The organism is Brevundimonas sp., from assembly GCF_035626975.1.
GTDB lineage: Bacteria > Pseudomonadota > Alphaproteobacteria > Caulobacterales > Caulobacteraceae > Brevundimonas.
The window spans coordinates 1-22940 of record NZ_DASPMQ010000005.1 but is presented as its reverse complement, the minus strand read 5'-3'; the positions used below and the strand labels follow the sequence as shown (position 1 = coordinate 22940).

Below are 22940 nucleotides of genomic sequence, written 5' to 3'. Positions count from 1 at the left end.
GTATTCTAGGGGGGACCTCGCAATGGAGCCTTAACGGGACACGTCAGACGCTCAGGGCCTCGACCCCGGGCAGCGGCTTGCCTTCCATCCACTCCAGAAAGGCTCCGCCGGCGGTCGAGACGAAGGTCATGTCGTCCGCCACGCCCGCGTGATGAAGGGCCGCGACCGTGTCGCCGCCGCCGCCGACGGCGGTCAGCGCTCCGGCCTTCGTCCGGGCGGCGACGTGGCGCGCGACCGCGACCGTGGCTGCGTCGAACGGCGGAACCTCGAACACCCCGAGCGGTCCGTTCCAGATCAGGGTTTTCGAGGCGTCGACCGCTTCGGTCAGGCGGGCGACCGAGGCCGGTCCGGCGTCCAGGATCTTGTCGTCGGCGGACAGGGCTTCGCCGGCCGCGACCGTCCGGGCCGCCGCACCGGGCTTCACCTCGGTGGCGATCACAAGGTCCAGCGGCAGCAGAATCTCGCAACCCCTGGCCTTGGCCTCGGCCAGGATTTCGCGGGCCGTGTCGGCCATGTCCTTCTCGGCCAGCGAGCCGCCGATATCGACGCCCTGCGCGAACAGGAAGGTGTTGGCCATGCCGCCGCCGATGGCCAGCCGGTCCAGCTTGCCGACCAGATTCTTCAGCAGGTCCAGCTTGGTCGACACCTTGGCCCCGCCGACGATGCCCAGCACCGGCTTCTGCGGATTGCCCAGCGCCGCGTCCAGCGCATCGAGTTCACGCCGCATCGACTCGCCGGCGTAGGCCGGCAGCAGCCGCGCCAGCCCCTCGGTCGAGGCGTGGGCCCGGTGCGCGGCCGAGAAGGCGTCATTGACGTAGAGATCGCCCAGCTCCGCCAGCTGTTTCGCGAAGGCCGGATCGTTCTTCTCCTCGCCGGGGTGGAAGCGGACGTTCTCCAGCAGCACCACCCCGCCCGCGTCGAGATCGGCCAGCACCGCCTTCGCCTCGTCCCCCACGCAGTCCTCGGCGAACCGCACCGGCGCGCCCAGCAGCATCTCCAGATCATCCACCACCGGCCGCAGGCTCATCGAGGGCACGCGCTGCCCCTTCGGCCGGTCGAAATGCGCCAGCAGCGCCACCCTGGCGCCCGCGTCGCGCAGCTTCTCGATGGTCGGAATGGCCACGCGCAGCCGGGTGTCCTCCGTCACCTTCCCACCTTCCATCGGCACGTTGAAGTCCACGCGGACCAGCGCGGTCTTGCCGGCGAGGGAGGGAGCGTCGTCGAGGGTGCGGAAGGTCATTGATCGGCGTCCTGCTCGTCTTGCGAGTCCATCAGGAACCAAGTCGCACCAGCATTCGGTGTCGTCGGACCATCAACCTCGATGACGTCGGTGAAATAGACACGGGCGTTCTTTGGTCTCGGCTGATCCCCAAGCGCAAAAGCGGGGTCAAGGCGTAATTCGTCGAGCGCGCACCGTTCAGCAGCTTCGGAAGAAGATGCTTCGACGAACCGTGTAGCGAAGAAGCCGACGAGTCCGCCACTCTGGATCAGACTTCCAGGAAAGTTCTCGCCCTCGATCACACATCTGTACCAAGCCATATCGGGCGATTCTTTCTGGCTCAGATCAGCTTCGCCATCACCAGCGCCGTATCCGCCATCCGCGTCGCGAAGCCCCATTCGTTGTCGTACCAGCTCAGCACCCGGGCCAGCTTGCCGTCGACCACCTGGGTCTGGGGCAGGGCGGCGGTCGAGGACGCCGCCACGTGGTTCAGGTCGCTCGACACCAGCGGATCGGCGGTGGTGAACAGCACCCCCTTCATCGGCCCGTCAGCGGCGGCCTGCAGCGCGGCGTTGATCTCGTCCACGGTGACCTCGCGGCCGGCCACGACCTTCAGGTCGACGACCGAGACGTTCGGCGTCGGCACCCGGATCGACGAGCCGTCCAGCTTGCCCTTCAGCTCCGGCAGCACCAGCCCCAGCGCCTTGGCCGCGCCGGTCGAGGTCGGGATCATGCTCAGGCCGGCGGCGCGGGCGCGGTACAGGTCCTTGTGCATCGTATCCAGGGTCGGCTGGTCGCCGGTGTAGCTGTGGATCGTGGTCATGTAGCCGCGCTCGATGCCGAACAGGTCGTTCAGCACCTTGGCCACCGGGGCCAGGGCGTTGGTGGTGCACGAGCCGTTCGAGACCACGATGTCCTCGGCGGTCAGGGTCTCGTGGTTGACCTTGTAGACGATGGTCTTGTCGGCGCCGTCGGCCGGGGCCGAGACCAGCACCCGCTTGGCGCCCGCGGTCAGGTGCGCCGAGGCCTTGTCCTTCGAGGTGAACAGGCCGGTGCACTCGAAGGCGATGTCGACGTTCAGGTCCTTGTGCGGCAGCTTCGACGGATCGCGCTCGGCCGTCACCTTGATCTTGCCGAGGCCGACATCGATCCAGTCCTCGCCCGAGGTCACCGTGCCGGGGAACCGGCCGTGCACGCTGTCGTAGCGCAGCAGGTGGGCATTGGTCTCGACCGGGCCGAGATCGTTGATCGCCACCACCTCGATGTCCTTGCGGCCATGCTCGACGATCGAGCGCAGGACGAGACGGCCGATGCGGCCGAAACCGTTGATGGCGACGCGGACGGTCATGGGGCGGTCTCCGAAAGAAGCGGGTTGCGTTGGCGCTTCAATGGAACCGGCGGCGCGGGGTTTCAACCCCGGGGCCGTCACAAGCCATGATGAACTGTAACGCTAGTCCGAGCGGCGGGCCCGCCCACCGGGGCCGCCCACGCCGAACGTCTCCATGGCGACGACCCGGCCGGCCTCGTCGCGCGTGAACCGCGTCCGCCGCGTCGGATCGCCGACGACGGTGAACAGGTCGTCGTCCAGACGCGCCAGCACGACGGGCGGGCGGCGGCCCCGGATCACGTGGAGCCGGTCGCCCGCGACCGTCACCGCCTGCTCCCCATAGGTCCCGGCGTAGGGCGAAAGATCGCCGGCGGCGGCGGTCGAGGTCAACGCCTCCAGCGCCCAGGCGGCGTCGGTGCGGCCCGCATCGGCCGCCACGATACCTTCCAGGGCCAGAGCGTGCGCTCGCGTCAGGGCCTCGTCCCAGCGGACGGCGACGTCCGGGATGACGCCCGTGCCTTCCCAGTTGCCGCCGGTGTTCGGGTTCTTCGGCGATCCCTGGGAGATGAACACGGCGAACCCGCCGCCCACCGGAACCATGCCGCCCGGGTTGGCCGCCCCGCCGCTGGCCTCGCCCACGATCGTCGCCCGTTTCGCGCCCTGCAGCGTGTAGGGGAAGGCCTCGCCCGCGGAGCCCGTGCGGCCGCTGATCAGGACATAGACGGGGACCTCCAGCCGGGGCGTCGGGTGGAACACGGCCGGGGCCTCGCTTTCGGTCCCCTCACGGCTGTGGAAGATGTTGTAGATCGGCGCATCCGGAGGGGTGAAGGCGCTGGTCAGATAGCCGACCATCGAAGGCGCTCCGCCGCCGTTGTCGCGCAGGTCGAAGATCACCGCGTCTGTCCCCGCCACGAAAGTCAGAGCCGCGTCGGCCGCCCTGCGCGCCGGATCGGCGGGGTCGTCGAAATCGATGTTCGAGAAGCCGCGCAGCTCAATGTAGCCGACGTTGCCGGGCAGGATCTCGACCTTGCGGAAGCCGTAGTGGCTGCGCGCCTCGGCCGGGTTGGGCCCGCGGGGTCGGCGAACGGCGGCTGGTCCTCCGGGGCCGGCCTGCGGCGCCGCGGCCGGAGGGGGCGCCTCCGGCATCCGGGGGTCGTGGACGACGTTGAAGTGGGCGTCGATCGGGCGCAGCCGCGTGCTCAGGGCGGCGGCGAGGTCGCGGGGATCAGTCAGGGCGTCGAAGGCGCCGGCCGCGCTTTCGGCCTCGAGGGCGGCGGCGATCTCCTCCGCCCGCGCCGGATCGAAATAGAGCTCGCGGATACGCCCGGCGATGGCGGCCACCGTCTCGCGCGGCGCCGGCGCCCTGGCTTCAGCTGTCGCCTGGGTGGCCGATGCCGCCGGGCTCTGCGCGAAGGCGGGGCCGATTGCGGCTCCGGTCAACATCGCGGCGAATATCAGGGTGCGCATCAGCGTGTCTCCGAAACAGTGGAAGCCAGCGGCAGGTCGAGACGGGCGGTCAGCCCTCCTTCGAGCCGCCGGATCAGAACGACGTCGCCGCCGTGGGCCCGTGCCGCCTGCCGGGCGACGGTCAGGCCGAGACCCGCCCCGCCGGTCTCGCGGCTGCGCGACCGCTCGCCGCGGTGGAAGGGTTCGAACACCGCCTCCAGTTCGCCGTCTTCAAGGCCCGGTCCGTCATCCTCGACCTCGATCACGGCGCGGTTGGCCTCGACGAAGGCCTTCACCCGCGCACCGCCGCCGTATTTGACGGCGTTCGAGATCAGGTTCGCAAGCGCCCGGCGCAAACCCGCCGCATCGCCTTCGACCGGCAGGGCTCCGGCCCGTTCGAAGCTCACCGCAGCTCCAGTCTCCGCGAAGCCGTTGGCGCAGTCCGCGGCGAGCGCGTCGAGATCCAGCCGCTCGCGCCGCTCCGGCGTGGTCTCGCCGCGCACGAAGGCCATGGCCTGGGCGATCAGGGCGTCCATCTCCTCGATGTCGGACGCCATCCTGTCGCGCACCGCCGCCGGCGCCTGCTCGGCCCTGAAGCGCAACCGGGTCAGCGGCGTGCGCAGGTCGTGCGCGATGGCGGCGATGGTCTGGGTGCGCTGGCGCATGTGGTTGCGCAGCGAGGCCTGCATGTCGTTGAAGGCGTGGATGGCGGTGCGCACCTCGCTGGGGCCGGACGGGGCCAGCGGTTCGGCGTCAGGATCGGCGCCCAGCCGCTCGGCGGCCTCGGCGAACACCCGGATGGGACGGGTCAGCCGCCGGGCCAGCCACCAGACCAGCGGCGCCAGCAGCAGCATCGAAATGCCCAGAGCCAGCAGCATCCGCTGTTGCCACGGCGACAGCAGGCCGCGCGGCGGCTCCACCGTGGCCCACCGGCCGTCTGGCTGTCGCACTGACGCCGAGAACGGCGCGAAGGTCAGGCGGTGCGCCAGCACCGTGAACTCGCGCGTCGTCGAGTTGATTACGATCGCCCCGTCGTCCCCGCGCGGCGCCAGGTGCCGCATGTGCAACTGCGCCGCCGCTTCAGCCTGTTCGCGCGTCAGCCCCGCGACCCAGGGACGAGGCGCCTTGCCTGGGGCCCCGGCGGGCGAGCCCTTGCCGTCGGGCTGCACGAACAGGAAATTCATCCGACTCGCGTCCCCGTGCGGGGGCGGGCGGGGGTGGCGGCCCCGTCCCCGGTCTACGGCCACCCGAACCATGCCGGGTTCGACCCCCAGCCGCTGGGCCAGCCCCGACGAGATGGCCAGCGCCATCGGGTCGATCCGGTCGATGCCGGCGGGCGAGACCGGCTGGTCTGTGATCCGCCGCTTCAGGGCGCGGCCATCGGAGGTTTCGGCCGGTTCGCCCTTCAGCGCGTTCGCCGCCGCCTCGATGCTGAACCCCGTCGGCCGGGGTTCGGGCGCCAGCACCACCACCGCGAAGGCCACGGCCTGCGACATGACCACGGCCAGCGCCGCCAGCGCAGCTACCTGGACCAGGACGGGCAGGGAGGAGGGTCGTCTCACAATCCGCTCCGGCCGGCGCCGTTGTGACGCTCGACCCGGACGTCGAACATATAACCCTCGCCGCGCAGGGTCTGGATCATCTCCAGACCGGAGCCGTCGTCCAGCTTCTTCCGTAGCCGGCTGATCTGCACGTCCATGGCGCGGTCGAAGACGTCGCTGTCCGCGCCACGCGCCCGCTCCAGCAACTGGTCGCGGGTCATGATCCGGCCCGGACGCTCGGCGAAGGCGCGGAGCAGGGCGAACTCGCCGGCCGACAGGGTCACCGTCCGCCCGTCCGGCCGCGTCAGCTCCCGCCGCATCAGGTCCAGCCGCCACCCGGCGAACGTCAGGCACGGCCCGTCTGACTCCGCGGCCTCGCGCGGCCGGCGCAGCACCGCCCTCACCCGCGCCAGCAACTCCCGCGGGTTGCACGGCTTGGCCAGATAGTCATCGGCGCCCAGTTCGAGCCCTATGATCCGGTCGGTGTCCTCGCCCATGGCCGACAGCATGACGATGGGCGGGCCCTTGCCGGACATGCGCCGGCATACCGACAACCCATCCTCGCCCGGCATCATGAGGTCCAGCACGATCAGGTCGGGCGCGCGGGCCGCGATGGCGCGGTCCATCTCGGCCGCTGTCGCCGCGCCCTCGGCCATGTAGCCGTGCTGGCGCAGGTATTCGGTCAACACCTCGCGGATGCCGGGGTCGTCGTCGACGACAAGGATGCGCTGGGCGGCTTCGTCTTGCATGGGCGCATTGTGACGAACCGCGGTCGCGCCGTCATTTCAGGGCTGAAATAATTCAGCCGGACCGTGAAACACTGGCGCAAGGCCGCCGTGGTCGAACAGAGGCGTATTCAACGGGAGCCACCGCTCATGCTGACCCTCATCGCGCTTTCCGCCCTGCTCCTGCAGGACCCGCCGGCCCCACCCGCCCCGCCGGAAATCCGTACCCGGATGATGATCATGGGCCCCGATGGCCCGGGATCGCTGGACAGGGACGGTGACGGCCAGGTTTCACGCGAGGAGTTCGCCGCGCCGATGAACGACCATTTCGGCAAGATGGACAAGAATGGCGACGGCCGGTTGTCGACCGAAGAGCTGTCGGCCGGTCATGGCCCCTCGGGAGAGGGCGATGTGATGTTTCTTCGGGCTGGACCGGATGGAGCGCCGGGCGTGCGCCGTTTGCACCCCGGCGGCGCGGCGGGATCCGGCGCACACGGGGAACGCGAGATCGTCGTCCATGGGCCGGGCGGACACGGCATGCCGCTCATGATTCACGGGCCCCGCCATCATGGACCCGGCGGCGGGCCCCGCGTCGAGATCCATGACATGGGCGGTCCCGGCCATCATGCGCAGATGGACAAGGACGGCGACGGCAAGATCAGCGAGGCGGAGTTCACCGGTCCGCTGCGCGAGGCCTTCATCCGCATGGACGCCGACCGCTCCGGTTTTATCGAGGAGGGCGAGCGCGGACGGGGCCACGATGTCCAGGTCTTCACCCACCGCGTTGAGACGCGTGAGGGCGGCGAGGATTGATCGAACCCGGCGCTTTCGTGATTTGAAGAACGGAGGTCCGCCGCTCTATCGTGGTGTCGATGAACCTCCGCCGCCTCCTCCTCCGCCTGGCCGGGTCAGCCGCGATGAGCCTTGTGCTGGTCGCGGCGCCGGCGCTGGCGCGTGACCCCCGCGACGGCGCCGGGACCACGGCCGCCGCGACTGCTTCGGCCCAGCCTGCCCGCGAGCGGGCGCGGATGAACCAGCGCGTGTTCGACCGCGTCTGGACCGAGGTCCGCGATCAGTATTACGACCCCCGTCTGCACGGCGTCGACTGGAATGGAGCGCGGCGCACCTACCGGCCCCAGGCCCTGGCGGCGCCCGACGACCGCGCGCTGTACCGAGTGCTGGGTCAGATGCTGGACCTGCTGGATGACGACCACGCCGGGGTTTCGGCGCCGGCCGTGGCGCGCAGGCTCGATACGAGACGGCAACCGCGCGCGCTGGTCGGCGTCACCCTGCGCCCCGATCCCGGCAGGCCGGGCTTCTATACGATCGAAAGGGTTCGCGAGGGCTCGCCCGCCGAGGAAGCGGGCGTCGCCTCCGGCTGGCATCTGGACACCACCGCCGCCGGGGTCTGGTTCCCCGAACTTGACGTCGTCGAAGGCGCAGCCGTGAACCTGGTCCTTATCGGTCTGGACGGCGTCCAGCGGACAATGACGCTGACTCCCCGGGTTATGGAGCCGCCTCCGGTCTTCGTCGCGGACCGGTCACGGCCAGGCGTGGCGGTTCTGCGCGTCGACGCCTTCGAGTCTGGTCTCGGCGACTGGATGGGCCAGCAACTCGCCGATCTGCCGCCCGAAACCGATATCGTCCTCGACCTGCGCGGCAATCCCGGCGGCCAGCTTCTTGAGGCTGACGCCGTGTTGAGCTGCTTCCTGCCGCGCGACCGCGTCTGGGCCACCCGGACCACCCGCTCGGGACGCGCCATCGTGCTCAAGACCGCCGGCGGCTGCGGCGACCGCGAGACCCCGGCGGTCAACGACGTCGCTGTCCTGGTCGACGGCGGCAGCCGCAGCGCCGCCGAACTGACCCCCGCCGCTCTTCAGGAGGCCGGCCGGGCGGTGGTCGTCGGCGAGCCGACCGCCGGCGCCGTGCTGATCTCGCAGGACACCCGCCTGCCGGACGGCGGCCGCCTCAGCCTGAGCCGCTCGGATTTCGTCACCGCTGGCGGCGTCCGGCTGGAAAAGCGCGGCGTCACCCCCGATCTGCCCGCGCCCTCTGCGGAAGAGGATGCGGCCGGCCACGACCCCGCGCTCGACCTCGCCATCGCCGCGCTCGCCGGGTCGGCCGCCCAGCAGGTCCGGGCCGCGGACGCCGCCCCGCTCTAGCCCGCGACCGGCCTGACCTTCGAGGCGGCCTCCCGGGCGCGCTCCCGCGCCTGCTCGACCGTGTCGCCCCGCGCCGTCGCCACTCCCATGCGCCGTCGCTCGAACGACTCCGGCTTGCCGAACAGCCGCAGGTCCGCCGTCGGAACCGCCAGCGCCTCCGCCACGCCCTCGAAGGCGATCCCGGTCGCCTCCATGCGGCCGTAGATCACGGCGCTGGCGCCGATGTCGCGCTGGCTGACGTCGACCGGCAGGCCCAGGATGGCCCGGGCATGCAGGGCGAACTCGCTCATCGTCTGGGTCGCCAGCGTCACCAGCCCGGTGTCGTGCGGTCGCGGCGACACCTCCGAGAACCACACCTGGTCGCCCTTCACGAACAGCTCGACCCCGAACACGCCCAGCCCGCCCAGCGCATCGGTGACTTTTCCGGCGATCTCATGGGCCGCCGCCAGCGCCGCTGGCGTCATCGCCTGGGGTTGCCAGCTCTCGACATAGTCGCCCTTGACCTGCCGATGTCCGATCGGCGCGCAGAAGTCGGTCCGCACCGTTCCGTCACGCATCGATCGCACCGTCAGCAGGGTGATCTCGAAATCGAAGTCGATCCGCCCCTCGACGATCACCGTCGCCGTCTCGACCCGCCCGCCGGACTGGGCGTAGGCCCAGGCGTTCGGGGCGTCCTCGATCGCCTCGATCATCGACTGGCCCTTGCCCGAGGACGACATCACCGGCTTGATGAAGACCGGCAGGCCGATCCGCTGCGCCGCCTCCGCCAGTTCCGCCGCGCTGGCGGCGAAGGCGTAGGGCGAGGTCGGCAGGCCCAGTTCCTCCGCCGCCAGCCGCCGGATGCCTTCGCGGTTCATGGTCAGCTGCGTCGCCCGCGCCGTCGGAATGACCACCGCGTGCCCCGCCGCCTCGATCTCGGCCAGCACATCCGTGGCGATGGCCTCGATTTCCGGCACGATGATGTGCGGATGCTCGGCGGCGATGACCCCGGCCAGCACCTGAGGGTCGGTCATCGGGATGACGTGGCTCCGGTGCGCCACCTGCATGGCCGGCGCGTTGGGATAGCGGTCGACCGCTATCACCTCGACGCCGAGCCTCTGCAGCTCGATGGCCACCTCCTTGCCGAGCTCTCCCGCGCCCAGCAGCATGACGCGGGTGGCGTTCGCGGATAGCGGCGTTCCGATACGCATGGGTCAGTCTCCGGTCCGGGCGGGTTCGATCAGGTCCCAGGCGTTGCCGTACAGATCCTCGAACACCGCCACCATACCGTACGGCTCGTGCCGGGGCGCCTCGCGGAACCGGACGCCAGCCGCGGTGAAGGCGGTGTAGTCCCGGCCGAAATCGTCGGTCTCAAGGAACAGCCAGACCCGATCGCCAGCCTGCTTACCGACGGCGGTACGCTGTTCGTCGCTCGTGGCGCGTGCCAGCAGCAGCGACGTTTGACCGCCTTTCGGCGTCACCGTCACCCAGCGTTTGCCGCCGCCCATGTCCGTGTTCTCGCTCAGCGCGAAGCCCAGCTTGCCGACGTAGAAGGCGATCGCCTCGTCATAGTCGCGCACCAGCAGGGAGACAGCGGCGAGGCGCACTGATCAGCGCTTTCCGCCGAGGTTGTTCCGCCAGGCGCCGGCTCGGTGCGCGGTTCGTATCGCTTCGATCAGTTCGGGCGCGGCCCCGATCCGCTCGAGCTCGGCGACGGACATGTACTCCATCGTGCCGCAGGCCATCACCACCCGGGGCAGGCCGACCGTTTCGACGGCCAGCGCCTCGTGCTCGGCGTCGATGTGGAGCATGAACCGAACGCCGCCGATGTCGTGATACCGGTATTGGTCTTCGCAATCCGCCCACCATTCGGGGTCCTCAGCGGACACGGCCGACACTCGCTCACGGACCCAGGCGAGCAGGGCGGGGGACTTGGAGACGCTGAACTCCGTTCCGAACACGTCGGTCATGGGCTCAAGCGGCTGGACGAAGGGCGCCGGCATCAGATCCGCCCAGTTGACCCGCTTGCCCGATCGATTGTCGTAGGTCACCGCCATGCGGACGTTGTCCGGATGCGGCCCGCCGCAATATAGCTCGTCGAGCACCGTCAGGCTGAGGAAACGAGGACCGGTCATCGGGGCATCGACGCTGCGATACCAGTCGGCGTACTCGCCCCCATCCGTGAGGCATTCGCGAACAGCCTGGCGCACCGCCGCGTCCATGCGCTCGAGATCGGCGTTGATCACCCTTGTCGCCGCGGTGTCCCCCGCCAGTCGGGGCAGTGCGGCGATGCCCTTGGCCACGGCCGGGAGAACCGTCAGGCCATCCGCGCCCGGAACCGGGGCGCGGGGCGAGGGCGCGTCGGCGGTCTCGCGCACCGGAGCGACCTCCGCAGACGCCGCTGTTTCAGTCTCAGGTTTGCAACCGACCGTCATCACCAACAGGGAAATGACGGTCAGGTGCCTCCACATCAAAGCCGCGCCTTCACCGCCGCCACGACCGCCTCGGCCGTGATCCCGAACTTCTCGTACAGCACTTCGGCCGGGGCGCTGGCGCCGAAGCCGGTCATGCCGACGAAGGCGCCGTCCTCGCCGATGAACCGCTCCCAGCCCTGCTGGATGGCGGCCTCGACCGCGACCCGCACCGTGCCCCGGCCCAGCACCGAGGCCTGGTAGGCCGCGTCCTGTCGGAAGAACAGCTCGAAACACGGGACCGAGACTACGCGGGTCGGCGTGCCTTCCGCCTCCAGGGTCTCCGCCGCCTTGAGCGCCAGCGGCACCTCCGTGCCCGTGGCGAACAGGGTCGCCTTCGCCTCGCCGTTCGCCGCCCTCAGTTCGTATGCGCCGCGCGCCGACAGATTCTCGCCGGCCGCCACCGTGCGCACCGCCGCCGTCTTCTGCCGCGACAGGGCCAGCGCCGACGGCGCGTCCCTGTGCTCCAGCGCCAGCCGCCAGCACTCCATGGCCTCGACCGTGTCGGCCGGACGGAACACCAGCAGGTTCGGGATGGCCCGCAGCGCCGCCAGATGCTCGACGGGCTGGTGCGTCGGCCCGTCCTCGCCGAGCCCGATCGAATCGTGGGTCAGCACGTGGATGACCCGGATGCCCATCAGGGCCGCCAGCCGGATCGACGGCCGGCTGTAGTCCGAGAACACCATGAAGGTGCCGCCATACGGGATGACCCCGCCATGCAGCGCCATCCCGTTCATCGCTGCGGCCATGCCGTGCTCGCGGATGCCCCAGTTGACGTAGCGCCCCTCATAGGTCGGCGCGTCGAGGATTGGCGTGTCCTTGACGAAGGTGTTGTTCGAGCCCGTCAGGTCGGCCGAGCCGCCGATCAGTTCCGGCACGGCGGCGAACAGCTCGTCCAGGGCGGCGCCGGAGGATTGGCGCGTGGCCTGGGCCGGCTTGGTCTCCACCAGTTCCGCGATCTTCGCGTCCAGCCCGGCGAACGCGCCCTCGGGCAGGTCGCCCTTCATGGCGCGGGTGAAATCGGCCGCCTGCGACGAGGCCGCCAGACGGGCCTCCCAGGCCTTGCGGTCCCTGGCGCCGCGCTTGCCGACCTTCTTCCAGGCCCGGTCGACGGCTTCGGGCAGTTCGAACGGCTCGTGCTGCCACGACAGGCCCAGCCTGGTCGCCGCGACCTCGGCCGCGCCCAGCGCCGCGCCGTGGGTCTTGTGGCTGCCTTCCATGGTCGCCGCGCCGCGGCCGATCTTGGTCTTGCAGGCGATCAGGGTAGGCTTGTCCTGCCGCGTCGCCCACTTCAGCGCCGCCTTGATCTGTCCCATGTCATGACCGTCGATGGCCTTGACGGCCCAGCCCGCCGCCTTGAAACGCCCCTTCTGGTCGGTCGCGTCCGACAGCGACACCTTGCCGTCGATGGTGATCTCGTTGTCGTCCCACAGCACCGTCAGCTTGTTCAGCCGATAGCGGCCGGCCAGGGTGATGGCCTCCTGCGACACGCCCTCCATCAGACAGCCGTCGCCGGCGATGACCCAGGTCCGGTGATCGACCAGGCCGGATCCGTACTTCGCCGCCAGATGCCGCTCGGCCATGGCAAAGCCGACCGAGTTGGCCAGACCCTGTCCCAGCGGCCCGGTGGTCGTCTCGACGCCCGGCATATGGCCGAACTCGGGGTGACCGGCGGTCTTCGAACCCCACTGGCGGAAGTTCGAGAGCTCTTCCTTCGTCGCCGCCTTGTATCCGGTCAGGTGCAGCAGGGCGTAGATCAGCATCGAGCCGTGGCCCGCCGACAGGATGAACCGGTCCCGATCGGCCCAGTCAGGCTGGCTCGCATCGAACTTCAGATATTGCGAGAACAGCACCGTCGCCACGTCGGCCATGCCCATCGGCATGCCGGGGTGGCCGCTCTTCGCCTTCTCGACCCCGTCCATGGCCAGGACGCGGATGGCGTCCGCCATCTGCTTCGGCGAGGCTTTTTCGGATACGGTTTTGGCGTCGGTCACGGGAGGACCTTTCGTCGGAAGGCGGAAAAAGGGAGGCGCGCCGCTTTACCCCGACGCGCGAGCGGGTTCTATACGGATTCTGGAGGATGTGACCTGTATGGACGCTGCATCGGCCGCCAAGGACCGTGTCGACCGCGCGCTGGCGCTGCTCGAACGCCGCCTGCTCGACCTGAAGAGCCGCGCCGTCGCCTCCCGCCGCGCCCCGGACGACGACCTGTTCGCGCCCCAGCCGTCCAGCGAGACCGACCGCGCCCGCATCCACGACCTCGAGTCCGCCGGCCGCGACGCCGCCGAGGTCCTGGCCCGCGCCGCCGACGCCATCCGCGACAGCCTGGCCGAACAGGAGGCCCGCTGATGGCGACGGTGACCGTCGAGATCAACGGCCGCCCCTATGCCGTCGGTTGCGCGGACGGCCAGGAGGAGCGCGTCCGCATCCTCGCCAAACAGTTCGACGGCCATGTCCGACAGGTCGCGGGCGAGGTCGGCCACGTCGGCGACATCCGCCTGTTCCTGATGGCCGGCCTGCTGCTCGCCGATGAACTGCACGAGGCCCGGCTGGCCAACCCCGCCGCGGAGCCCGCCGCCGCCACGACAGACGGCGTCGCCGAAGCCCTCAACGCCGTCGCCGCCCGGCTTGAAAAGATCGCGCAGGGGCTCTGACGTCCCGCAGACCTGCGAACGACCCTTGACTCCCTGACGTTTTGATCTGATATTTCTGTCATGACAGAAATTACGAAACTGCCAGCGGCCATCGAGCGCTTCGTCCTTCACTGGGGCGAGATGGGCGGTTTCTGGGGCGTGAACCGGTCGGTGGCCCAGATCCAGGCTCTCCTGCTGACGGCGGAAAAGCCGATGACGGCCGAGGAGATCGCCGTGGCGCTGGAGATGGCTCGGTCCAACGTCTCGACCTCGCTGAAGGAGCTCCAGAACTGGAACCTGATCCGGCGGGTGCCGATCCGGGGCGACCGCCGCGATCATTTTGAGGCCGAGACCGACGTCTGGGAGGTCGCCTCCCGGATCGCCGCCGGCCGCAAGGCCAAGGAGATCGACCCGGCCCTCGAAACCCTCAGGGCTTGCGTCGCTGACGCCGAGGCCGATCCGACGGTCCACCCCGTGGCGTTGAAACGGCTGAAGGAAATGCTGGAGTTCACCGAGACGATCGACCGCTGGTACGGCCAGATCACCACGGTGGCCCGGCCCAAGCTGATGGCGCTGCTGAAACTGGGCGCCCGCATCGCGGCGCTCATTCCCGGCGGCAAATAGTCGGGGGAGGGGATCATGGGGGCCGCGGTCGCGATCAGGAAACAGGCGCTGACCCCTTCGGCCGACGGCGAACTGCTCGATCTCCGCTTCCGGGCCCTGCTTCCGGCGGCCGACTGGAACGCCCTGCCCGTAGCCGCGCAGCGCCGCTTCACCAAACGGATGGAGGGCGGAGCCACCGTCGCTTACCGCGGCGAAGTGGTCGCGATCGAAGGCCGTCGCGCCGGCCGCCTTCTCGCTCAGGCCGCCCGCCTGATCGGCGCGCCGCTGCCGCTGGTCTTCGAACCGGGCGCGAGCGTCGTCACCGTCACCGAGGACGCGGTCGGGCGGGGTCAGGTGTGGACCCGCATCTACGTCCGCAAGAATGGTTTTCCGCAGGTCATCCACAGCGCCAAACGCTTTGCCGGTCCCACCGGTCTGGAGGAGCACGTGGGCGGCGGCGTCGGCATGGCGCTGACCGTGGCGGCCGAGGGCGGGGCCCTGGTGTTCCGCAGCGCCTTCTATTTCGTCACCTTGGCCGGCGTGCGCCTCCGCCTGCCGCGCTGGCTTGAGCCCGGGGCCCTGACCATCGTCCACAACGATCTCGGCGAGGGCCGGTTCGCCTTCACCCTCGCCCTGGATCATCCCCTGTTCGGTCGCCTGATCGGCCAGGACGCGATCTTCCGGGACGCCCCCGGGAAAGAGGCTTGAGATGACGGACCTGCTCTGGACCCTGGTGGCGCTTCAGATCGCCATGGGCGCCTTCGACACCCTGTTCCACCATGAGCTGACCGAGCGGCTGGCGTGGAAGCCCTCCCAGAAACGGGAACTGCGCCTCCATGGGGGCCGTAACCTGATGTACGCCGCGCTCTTCCTGCTGATCGGCTGGTCCGAGCCGAGGGGATGGCTGGCCGCCGCCATACTCGTCTTGCTGGCCATCGAGGTGGTCATCACCCTGGCCGACTTCGTCGAGGAAGACCGGACGCGCCGGCTGCCGGCGTCGGAGCGGATCACCCACACCCTGCTGGCCCTCAACTACGGCGCCATCCTGACCCTGCTCGCGCCGCTGCTGCTGAGCTGGTCGGGCGAGCCGGCCGGGCTCGTCGCCGTCTCGCACGGTCTGTGGAGCTGGATGGCCGCCGCCGCCGCGGCCGGCGTATTCGTCTTCGGCCTGCGTGATCTGGCCGCCGCGGGACGCTCCGACCGGTTGGTCGCACCCGAGGCCGCGCCCATCGGCCGGGAGTTGCCGGGCCGCCGTCGTGTTCTCATCACCGGCGCGACCGGGTTCATCGGCCGGCGCCTGGTCGCCGCGCTGACCGGCGCGGGACATGAGGTGGTCGCCCTCGTCCGAAACCCGAAGACGGCCGATCTCCCGGCTCCGATCACGATCGTCACGAGCCTCGCCCAGATCGCCGACGATTGGCGTATCGACGCCGTGATCAACCTGGCGGGGGAGCCGATCAGCGACGGCCTGTGGACCATGGGCAAGCGTCGCCGGATCCTGCGATCGCGCCTCCGGATCACCCGCGACATCCGCCGCCTGATCGCCCGGCTGGAGACGCGCCCGCAGGTGCTGGTCAGCGGCTCGGCGATCGGCTGGTACGGCCTGCATGGCGACGAGCCGCTCGACGAAGCCGGCCCCTCCAATCCCTGTTTCAGCCATCGCCTCTGCCATGCCTGGGAGCAGGCCGCCCGCCGAACGGAGGTGTTGGGCGTGCGCGTGGTCACCGTACGCATCGGTCTGGTGCTGGGTTCGGGGGGCGGCATGCTGTCCCGCCTGCTGACGCCGTTCGAGTTCGGCCTCGGCGGTCCGATGGGATCGGGACGGCAGTGGATGTCGTGGATTGCGCTGGACGACTGCGTGCGTCTGATCCTGCACGCGGTGGCCGAGCCCCGACTCAGCGGGCCCTTGAATGCCGTGGCGCCGAATCCGGTGACCAACGCGGACCTGTCTCGCGCCCTGGGCCAGGCGCTGAACCGGCCGGCCCTGCTGGCCGCCCCCGCCGCCCCGCTGCGTCTGGCTTTCGGGGCGTTCGCGGAGGAACTGCTGCTGGGCGGCCAGCGGATCCTGCCGGCGAAGGCGCTGGCGACCGGGTTCCGCTTCCGCCATCCCGACCTCGACGGCGCCCTTCACGAGATCGTCGGCGCCCGACCGCGCCGGGCCACTGGCGCGAACAGGCGTGAGCGACTATCTTGCCCGACGGCGGGTCCTGCTGCGGCCCTCGTCGAAGGCAACATTTCCTCGCGACCTTAATTCACTCGAAGGGAGCTGTCCCTGATCAGGCCCGTGGGCCTGGGCACACGGCGCCCACCTGGCTACCCAGGTCGAGAGGATTTAAACGTCCTTCACGGTTCTTGCGGCGCCGCCACCCTTTCTCCCCTTGTGCGCTATCGCTCGGCTCGCGGAGCCTCGCTGCTTGAGCGCAATCCTCCCGCGCAGGGGGAGGGGGACCATCCGAAGGATGGTGGAGGGGGCGGCCGATGCGCTACCTCTCCTCAATGATCGACAAGCACGAACTCCGGGCGGCCATGCGGGCGACGCGCAAGCGGCTGGCCGGTCTCGATCCCGAAGCGTCGCTGCGCGCGGCGGAGCACGCCGGAGATCTTCCACCGGGCGATGTGGTCGCCGTCTATCGGGCCATCGGGTCGGAGATCGACGCCGACGCCCTGTCCCTGGCCCTCAGCCGCCAGGGCCGCCAACTCTGCCTGCCGGTGGTGATCGAGCGGCACGCTCCGATGATCTTCCGCCGCTGGTCGCCCGGCGAGCCGCTCGAGCTCGATGAGGCCGGCGTCCCGGCCCCCTTCCCGCTGGCCGCGACCGTCACGCCCGACCTGATCATAACGCCCTTGCTGGCCTTCGACGCCGCCGGCGGGCGGCTGGGGCAGGGGGGCGGTTACTATGACCGGACCTTCGCGGCCCTGCCCGACGCCGTCCGCGTCGGCTTTGCCTATGCGGGTCAGGAGGTGGAAAATCTGCCGGTCGAGCTGCACGACATCCGCCTGCATGGCGTTCTGACCGAGAGGGGCTATAGAGGCGCCGCATGAGGCAGAGCGTATGAGACTGGCGTTTTTCGGCGACGTGGTGGGCAAGTCCGGCCGCGACGGGCTCAGCGACCACCTGCCCGCGCTGAAGCGCGACCTGAAGCTCGACTTCGTCGTGGTCAACGCCGAGAACGCCGCCGGCGGCTTCGGCATCACCGAGAACACCGCCCGCGAGCTGTTCATGGCCGGGGCCGACTGCCTGACCCTGGGCAACCACAGCTGGGACCAGCGCGAGGCCCTGACCTATATCGTGCGCGAGCCGCGCCTGATCCGCCCGCTCAACTATCCGCGCCTGATGGACGCGCCCGGCGCCGGGGCCAATCTGTTCGAGACCCATTCCGGCAAGACCGTGCTGGTCATGAACGTGCTCGGCCGCATCCATATGGACGCCGTCGACGACCCGTTCGGCGCGGTCGAGAAGGAACTGGCCGCCTGTCCGCTGGGCATGGCCGCCGACGCGATCATCGTCGACATCCATTGCGAGGCCACCTCCGAGAAGATGGCCATGGGCCATTTCTGCGACGGCAGGGCCAGCCTCGTGGTCGGCACCCACACCCACGTCCCCACCGCCGACTGCCAGATCCTGACCGGCGGCACCGCCTACCAGACCGACGCCGGCGCCTGCGCCGACTACGACTCGGTTATCGGCAACGAGAAGGAAGAGCCCCTGCGGCGCTTCACCACCCGCCTCTCCGGCGGCCGCTACACGCCCGCCCACGGCCCCGCCACGGTCTGCGGCGTCTATGTCGAGACGGACGACAAGACCGGGCTGGCGACGCGGGTCGAGCCGATCCGGGTCGGAGGACGGCTGAGCCAGACGATTCCGGCGGTCTGATCCTGTCGAAGAGTTAATGGCCGCGTCTGCATCCGCCGACGCCCGCCGCCGCCTCTCTCCGCGAACACCCTCGCGGAGCCCCGTCAATGCTGAAGATCCTCGCCGCCCTTGCAGTCCTCGCCCTGCCGACCGCCGCCCTGGCCCAGGCGCCGGAGCCCGAGCCGATCGAGGTGATGATCCTGGGGACCTACCATTTCGGCAACCCGGGCCAGGATCTGCACAACCCCCGCATCGACTCCGTCCTCACGCCCGGGAAACAGGCCCAGCTCGAGGCCGTCGTCGAAGGACTGGCCCGTTTCCGACCCACCGCCATCGCCGTCGAGCGGGTCGCTGCCGACCCGGCGACCATGCTGGACCACCGCTACCCGGCCTTCACCCCCGCCGATCTGCTGACCAATCCCGACGAACGGTGCCAGATCGGCTACCGCCTCGCCCATCGGATGGGACTGACCCGCGTCTATGCGATCGATGAGCAGGAGGGGGACGGCGAGCCGACCTATTTCCCGTTCGAGGCCGTCCACACCTGGGCCCAGGCCAACGGCCGCGCTGGGGACCTGACGGCCATGCACGCGATCATCGCCGCCAAAGTAGCCCATCTCGAGCAGCGGCAACGGACCCGGGACGTCGGGTCGGTTCTCGCCTTCATGAACGGTCCCGCACCCGCCGCGGAAGACAAGGCTTTCCACTACGCGCTGATGCAGTTCGGCGCGGGCGACGCCCAGCCGGGCGCCGTGCTGAACGGCCGCTGGTTCACGCGCAATGCCGAGATCTTCGCCCGTTTGATGCAGGTCGCCGAACCCGGAGACCGCATCGTGGTGGTCTACGGCGCGGGTCACGCCTCCTGGCTGCGCGAGATGGTCCAGGTGACCCCCGGCTTCCGTCTGGTCGAGCCGGACGACTATCTTCCGGCGGAGTAGGCGACGCGGGTCTAACCGGCCACGACCCGTGCATCCCCGCTCGCCACCGCCAGCTTCGCCCGCGTCGTCAGCGTCCCGCCCCGCTCCGACACCTTGTCGAGCACCTTGAATTCCGTCTGCCAGCGCTCCGGCGTGACGTCGCAGACGACATAGCCGCGCTGGGCGTTGTTGAACTTCAGGAACGGATTGTCGGCGAGATAGCGCCGCCCGTCGGCCCGCTGGTCCTGTCCGTCGCCGGACGAACTGATCGAGGTGGTGACGAACTCCGTCGCCAGGGGCGCGCCCTCCGGGTTGCGGCTGTCGAGGTACAGCTCGCCGGCGTAATTCTGGTGCTCGTCCCCGGTCAGGACGATCGTATTGCCGATGCGCCGGTCCCGCAGCCGGCTCAGCAGCCGCTGGCGCGGGACGCGATAGCCGGCCCAGGTGTCGAGGTTGAAACCCGGCTCCGGCCCCTCCCTGCGCTCCAGGTCCATGACCATGATCTGCTGCGCCAGCACCTTCCAGTGGGCGCGGGACTGGTCGAGATTGCGGTACAGCCACGCCTCCTGCGCCTCGCCGAGGATCTGCGCGGCGGGGTCCGACACGCCCGCGCAGGTCGTGGCCCAGGCGTCGTCGCACGGCTGGTTCGACCGGAACGACCGCGTGTCGAGGAAGTTCAGATCCAGCAGGTCGCCCCACGTCGCATGGCGGTACAGCTGCATCTCCGCCCCGCGCGGAAACGCAGACCGGCGTAGCGGCATGTGCTCGTAGAAGGCCTGGGCCGCCGCCTGCCGCCTGAGCAGGAACACCTCCGGCGGCACGCCGTCGTCGAAATCCGAGACCCAGTTGTTGGCGATCTCGTGATCGTCCCAGGTCACGAACCATGCCGCCGCCGCGTGGCTGGCCTGCAGGTCCGTATCCATCTTGTACTGCGCGTACCGGCGCCGGTAGTCGTCCAGCGAATAGATCTCGCCGCCGAAATGCTGGCGCGGATTCTCCATCGTCCCGCCCGAGCCCGTATAGGTCCGGCTGCCGCGCCCCTCGTAGATGTAGTCGCCGTAGCAGTAGACGAAGTCCAGATCCTCCTCCGAGGCCTTGCGGTGCGCGGTGTAGAAGCCCTGCTCATAGGCCTGGCAGCCCACCACGCCGAACCGCGCCTGCGTCACCCGCGCGCCCGGCGCCGGCGCGGTCTTCGCGCGGCCGACGGCGGTGCGTTCGGCCCCGGCGGCGAAGCGGTAGAACCAGGGTCGGCCCGGCTCCAGCCCTGTGATCTCGACATGGACGGCGTGCCCCATCTCCGGCCGGGCGACCGCCTCGCCCTTCCGCACGACGGTCGAGAAGCCGCGATCGGTCGCCACCTCCCACGTCACCGGCACGGGGGCCGACGGCATGCCGTGACCGATCTCGAGCGGGCGGGGCGCCAGCCGGGTCCAGATGACGAAGCCGTCCGGCGTGGGGTCGCCCGCGGCAATGCCCAGCTGGAACGGATATTCCGCGAACACCGGGTCGGCGAGGGCCTGACGCCCCGAGCCGACGATCGCGCCGCCCGCGCCCAGCCCCAGCAACAGCCCCCGACGGGACAGGGTTTCGAAGGGACTCATGCGGCGCTCCTGCTCTGGACGCCTCGACCTAGCCCGGAAATGTGACGCTCGTCACCCGGCGGGTGCGGCTGGCTGGTCGGCGGGCTTCCACGCCTGGAGCTCCGCGATCTGACGGGTCCGGGAATCGATCTCGGCCTGCGCCATCCGACGGATTTCCGGGTCTCTCGAACGGGCCAGCGCGTCCACGGCCATGGTCACGGCGGTCCGGTGGTGCTCGATCATGCCAGCCACATAGGTCGCGTCCGCCGTCTTCCCCGCAGCCTGCGCCGTAACGGCGCGCGCCGCCGGAGCGCTGGTCGTCCCCTCCTTGACGGCTGCGGCCTGCCTCGCGGCCGTAGCGTCCCGCAGCGCCATCTGCACCGGGTCGCCGCCCTCGGAGCAGGCCCCGATAGTCAGAAGGGCGACGGCGATGGCGAGCCGCTTCACCCGTGAACGCCTTCGATCCAGCTCGGCAGCCAGTTCTCGTGCATCTCGCGGAGATGCTCGAGCGGCAGGCGGAACAGGTCTCCGTCCGGCCCGCCCGAAGCGAAATCGCGCCCCTTGGCCCGGCCCACGACGCTGGCGTGGATGCCCGCCGCCTGCGCCGCCGCGATGATGCCCGTCGCTTCCGGTACGGCCACCAGGTACCGGGCCTGGTCTTCGCCGAAGAGCAGGATGTGGGCGTGGGTCGCCGAGCTCGCGTCCAGCTCGACGCCGACGTCCGAGGCCAGCGCCAGGTCCGCCGCCGCCCCGATCAGGCCGCCGTCCGACAGGTCGTGCACCACGGTCAGGGCGCCCGCCTCGATCTGGCCGCGCACGAAGTCGCCGGTCTTGCGTTCCAGCATCAGGTCGACCGGCGGCGGCGCGCCGTCCTCGCGGCCCAGCACCTCGCGCAGATAGATCGACGAGCCCAGCTCGCCGACCGTGTCGCCGATCAGCACCAGCACGTCGCCCTCATTCATGCCGCCGAAGCCGGTGACCACGTCGTAGTTGGTCAGCAGTCCGACCGCGCCGACCGTCGGGGTCGGCGGAATGGCCGCGCCATTGGTCTCGTTGTAGAGGCTGACGTTGCCGCTCACGACCGGGAAATCCAGCACGCGGCAGGCCTCGGCCATGCCGTCGATGGCGCGGACGATCTGGCCCATGATCTCGGGCCGCTGCGGGTTGCCGAAGTTGAGGTTGTCGGTAATGGCGATCGGCCGCGAGCCTACGGCCGTCAGGTTGCGCCACGCCTCGGCGACAGCCTGCTTGCCCCCCTCATAGGGGTCGGCCTGCACATAGCGCGGAGTGCAGTCCGAGGTCATGGCCAGACCCTTGTCGGTGCCGTGAACCCGTACGACGCCGGCGTCGGCCGCCGTGGCCGAGTCCTGCAGGGTGTCGGCCATCACGTGGCGGTCGTACTGCTCCCAGATCCAGCGCTTGGACGCCATGTCGGGGCAGGTGAGGACCTTGATCACCGCGTCGACCCAGCTGTCCGGCGCGGGCACCGCCTTCGGATCGAGGCGCGGTTGCAGCGCCGGCTGGACCCACGGCCGGTCGTACAGGGGCGCGTCGTCGAACAGCGGGGCCAGCGGCACGTCGCACACCGTCTCGCCGTGATGCTTCAGCACCAGTCGCCCGGTGTCGGTGGTCATGCCGATGACGGCGGCGTCGAGGCCCCATTTCCTGAAGATGCGGTAGCCGTCTTCCTCGCGGCCCGGCTTCAGCACCGCCAGCATCCGCTCCTGGCTTTCCGACAGCATCATCTCATAGGCCGTCATGCCCTCCTCGCGCTGGGGCACGGCGTCCATGTTCAGCTCGATGCCGACCTCGCCCTTGCCGGCCATTTCGACCGATGAGGAGGTCAGGCCCGCCGCACCCATGTCCTGGATGGCGGCGACCGCGCCCGAGGCCATCAGCTCCAGCGTGGCCTCGATCAGCAGTTTTTCGGCGAACGGGTCGCCGACCTGCACGGTCGGGCGCTTCTCATCGGAGTCCTCGTCGAACTCGGCCGAGGCCATCGTGGCGCCATGGATGCCGTCGCGGCCGGTCTTGGAGCCGAAATAGACCACCGACAGGCCCGCCGAAGGCGCGGCCGAATAGAAGATGCTGTCGGCCTTGGCCACGCCTACGCACATGGCGTTGACCAGGATGTTGCCGTTGTAGCCGGCGTGGAAATTGGTCTCGCCGCCGACCGTCGGCACGCCGACGCAGTTGCCGTAGCCGCCGATGCCCGAGACCACGCCCTTGACCAGCCGCTTCGTCTTCTCGTGCGACGGGTCGCCGAAGCGCAGGGCGTTGAGCAGGGCCACCGGCCGCGCGCCCATGGTGAAGACGTCGCGCATGATGCCGCCGACGCCCGTGGCCGCGCCCTGGTAGGGCTCGATGTAGGAGGGGTGGTTGTGGCTCTCCATCTTGAAGATGCAGGCGTCGCCGTCGTCGATGTCGATGACCCCGGCGTTCTCGCCCGGCCCGCAGATCACCCGCGGCCCCTTGGTCGGGAAT

General features: G+C 70.0%; 22 protein-coding genes, 1 other RNA gene and 1 pseudogene. 11 read left to right on the top strand and 13 right to left on the bottom strand.

Annotated elements, in window-relative coordinates:
- Positions 1–43 precede the first annotated feature (43 nt).
- The 6 genes from VEB62_RS00895 to VEB62_RS00870 form a co-directional block, all read right to left on the bottom strand.
- Positions 44–1240: a phosphoglycerate kinase gene (locus VEB62_RS00895; protein ID WP_324794544.1), complete on the bottom strand. Its 1197-nt coding sequence runs from the start codon at positions 1238–1240 to the stop codon at positions 44–46.
- Positions 1237–1617: a hypothetical protein gene (locus VEB62_RS00890; protein WP_324794543.1), complete on the bottom strand. Its 381-nt coding sequence runs from the start codon at positions 1615–1617 to the stop codon at positions 1237–1239. Before VEB62_RS00890 ends, VEB62_RS00895 begins: the two co-directional genes overlap by 4 nt.
- The gene (gap, locus tag VEB62_RS00885; RefSeq protein ID WP_324794542.1) at positions 1560–2567 is read right to left on the bottom strand and encodes a type I glyceraldehyde-3-phosphate dehydrogenase; all 1008 of its coding nucleotides are present in this window, start codon (positions 2565–2567) and stop codon (positions 1560–1562) included. Before gap ends, VEB62_RS00890 begins: the two co-directional genes overlap by 58 nt.
- Before the next feature lie 102 nt (positions 2568–2669).
- Entirely contained in the window at positions 2670–4013 is a 1344-nt protein-coding gene (locus VEB62_RS00880) for a S41 family peptidase (RefSeq protein WP_324794541.1), read from the bottom strand.
- Positions 4013–5554, bottom strand: coding sequence for an ATP-binding protein (locus tag VEB62_RS00875; RefSeq protein ID WP_324794539.1), 1542 nt, complete (start codon positions 5552–5554; stop codon positions 4013–4015). The genes VEB62_RS00880 and VEB62_RS00875 overlap by 1 nt, the downstream gene beginning before the upstream one ends.
- A complete protein-coding gene (locus tag VEB62_RS00870; RefSeq protein ID WP_324794537.1) occupies positions 5551–6282 on the bottom strand; it encodes a response regulator in 732 nt (243 codons plus the stop codon). The genes VEB62_RS00875 and VEB62_RS00870 overlap by 4 nt, the downstream gene beginning before the upstream one ends.
- A 126-nt stretch (positions 6283–6408) precedes the next feature.
- Between VEB62_RS00870 and VEB62_RS00865 the strand changes: the two genes are divergently transcribed.
- Complete coding sequence (locus VEB62_RS00865; RefSeq protein ID WP_324794536.1) at positions 6409–7071, top strand: EF-hand domain-containing protein; 663 nt, start codon at positions 6409–6411, stop codon at positions 7069–7071.
- 104 nt (positions 7072–7175) lie between these two features.
- The gene (locus VEB62_RS00860; protein ID WP_324794534.1) at positions 7176–8420 is read left to right on the top strand and encodes a S41 family peptidase; all 1245 of its coding nucleotides are present in this window, start codon (positions 7176–7178) and stop codon (positions 8418–8420) included.
- Here the strand turns inward: VEB62_RS00860 and purT are convergent.
- The 4 genes from purT to tkt form a co-directional block, all read right to left on the bottom strand.
- Positions 8417–9610, bottom strand: a complete 1194-nt coding sequence (gene purT, locus VEB62_RS00855) for a formate-dependent phosphoribosylglycinamide formyltransferase (RefSeq protein ID WP_324794532.1) — start codon at positions 9608–9610, stop codon at positions 8417–8419. The two genes, VEB62_RS00860 and purT, sit on opposite strands and share 4 nt — an antisense overlap.
- Before the next feature lie 3 nt (positions 9611–9613).
- Positions 9614–10006: a VOC family protein gene (locus VEB62_RS00850; RefSeq protein ID WP_324794531.1), complete on the bottom strand. Its 393-nt coding sequence runs from the start codon at positions 10004–10006 to the stop codon at positions 9614–9616.
- Between the two features lie 3 nt (positions 10007–10009).
- Positions 10010–10777, bottom strand: coding sequence for a hypothetical protein (locus tag VEB62_RS00845; protein ID WP_324794529.1), 768 nt, complete (start codon positions 10775–10777; stop codon positions 10010–10012).
- A gap of 92 nt (positions 10778–10869) precedes the next feature.
- Positions 10870–12819 carry a transketolase gene (gene tkt, locus VEB62_RS00840; RefSeq protein WP_324794759.1) on the bottom strand — a complete coding sequence of 650 codons (1950 nt, stop codon included), beginning with the start codon at positions 12817–12819 and terminating at the stop codon, positions 10870–10872.
- Between the two features lie 142 nt (positions 12820–12961).
- Here tkt and VEB62_RS00835 point away from each other — a divergent pair, with 142 nt between their 5' ends.
- The 9 genes and pseudogenes from VEB62_RS00835 to VEB62_RS00795 all read left to right on the top strand — a co-directional run bounded on the left by VEB62_RS00835 (position 12962) and on the right by VEB62_RS00795 (position 18897).
- On the top strand, positions 12962–13219 hold the full coding sequence (locus tag VEB62_RS00835) for a hypothetical protein (protein WP_324794527.1): 258 nt from the start codon (positions 12962–12964) through the stop codon (positions 13217–13219).
- Entirely contained in the window at positions 13219–13524 is a 306-nt protein-coding gene (locus VEB62_RS00830) for a cell division protein ZapA (RefSeq protein WP_324794526.1), read from the top strand. Before VEB62_RS00835 ends, VEB62_RS00830 begins: the two co-directional genes overlap by 1 nt.
- 60 nt (positions 13525–13584) lie before the next feature.
- Positions 13585–14127 (top strand): GbsR/MarR family transcriptional regulator, encoded by a 543-nt coding sequence (locus tag VEB62_RS00825; protein WP_324794524.1) that lies wholly within the window; start codon positions 13585–13587, stop codon positions 14125–14127.
- A 15-nt stretch (positions 14128–14142) separates the two neighbouring features.
- Positions 14143–14814: a DUF4166 domain-containing protein gene (locus VEB62_RS00820; protein ID WP_324794523.1), complete on the top strand. Its 672-nt coding sequence runs from the start codon at positions 14143–14145 to the stop codon at positions 14812–14814.
- 1 nt (position 14815) lies between these two features.
- Positions 14816–16183 (top strand): annotated as a pseudogene (locus tag VEB62_RS16675) (TIGR01777 family oxidoreductase); the annotation flags it as partial.
- A gap of 127 nt (positions 16184–16310) precedes the next feature.
- A non-coding RNA gene (ssrS, locus tag VEB62_RS00810) (6S RNA) lies at positions 16311–16471 on the top strand.
- A 113-nt stretch (positions 16472–16584) separates the two neighbouring features.
- Positions 16585–17148: a 5-formyltetrahydrofolate cyclo-ligase gene (locus VEB62_RS00805; RefSeq protein ID WP_324794520.1), complete on the top strand. Its 564-nt coding sequence runs from the start codon at positions 16585–16587 to the stop codon at positions 17146–17148.
- Between the two features lie 10 nt (positions 17149–17158).
- Positions 17159–17980: a TIGR00282 family metallophosphoesterase gene (locus VEB62_RS00800; protein ID WP_324794518.1), complete on the top strand. Its 822-nt coding sequence runs from the start codon at positions 17159–17161 to the stop codon at positions 17978–17980.
- A gap of 86 nt (positions 17981–18066) precedes the next feature.
- Positions 18067–18897, top strand: a complete 831-nt coding sequence (locus tag VEB62_RS00795) for a DUF5694 domain-containing protein (RefSeq protein ID WP_324794517.1) — start codon at positions 18067–18069, stop codon at positions 18895–18897.
- Positions 18898–18908: 11 nt separating this feature from the next.
- On the opposite strand, the gene VEB62_RS00790 is transcribed toward VEB62_RS00795, so the two are convergent.
- The 3 genes from VEB62_RS00790 to purL form a co-directional block, all read right to left on the bottom strand.
- Entirely contained in the window at positions 18909–20477 is a 1569-nt protein-coding gene (locus tag VEB62_RS00790) for an alkaline phosphatase D family protein (protein ID WP_324794515.1), read from the bottom strand.
- 51 nt (positions 20478–20528) lie between these two features.
- Positions 20529–20903 carry a DUF305 domain-containing protein gene (locus VEB62_RS00785; protein WP_324794514.1) on the bottom strand — a complete coding sequence of 125 codons (375 nt, stop codon included), beginning with the start codon at positions 20901–20903 and terminating at the stop codon, positions 20529–20531.
- A partial coding sequence (purL, locus tag VEB62_RS00780; protein ID WP_324794513.1) for a phosphoribosylformylglycinamidine synthase subunit PurL occupies positions 20900–22940 on the bottom strand: 2041 nt, incomplete at its 5' end. The genes VEB62_RS00785 and purL, both read right to left, overlap by 4 nt.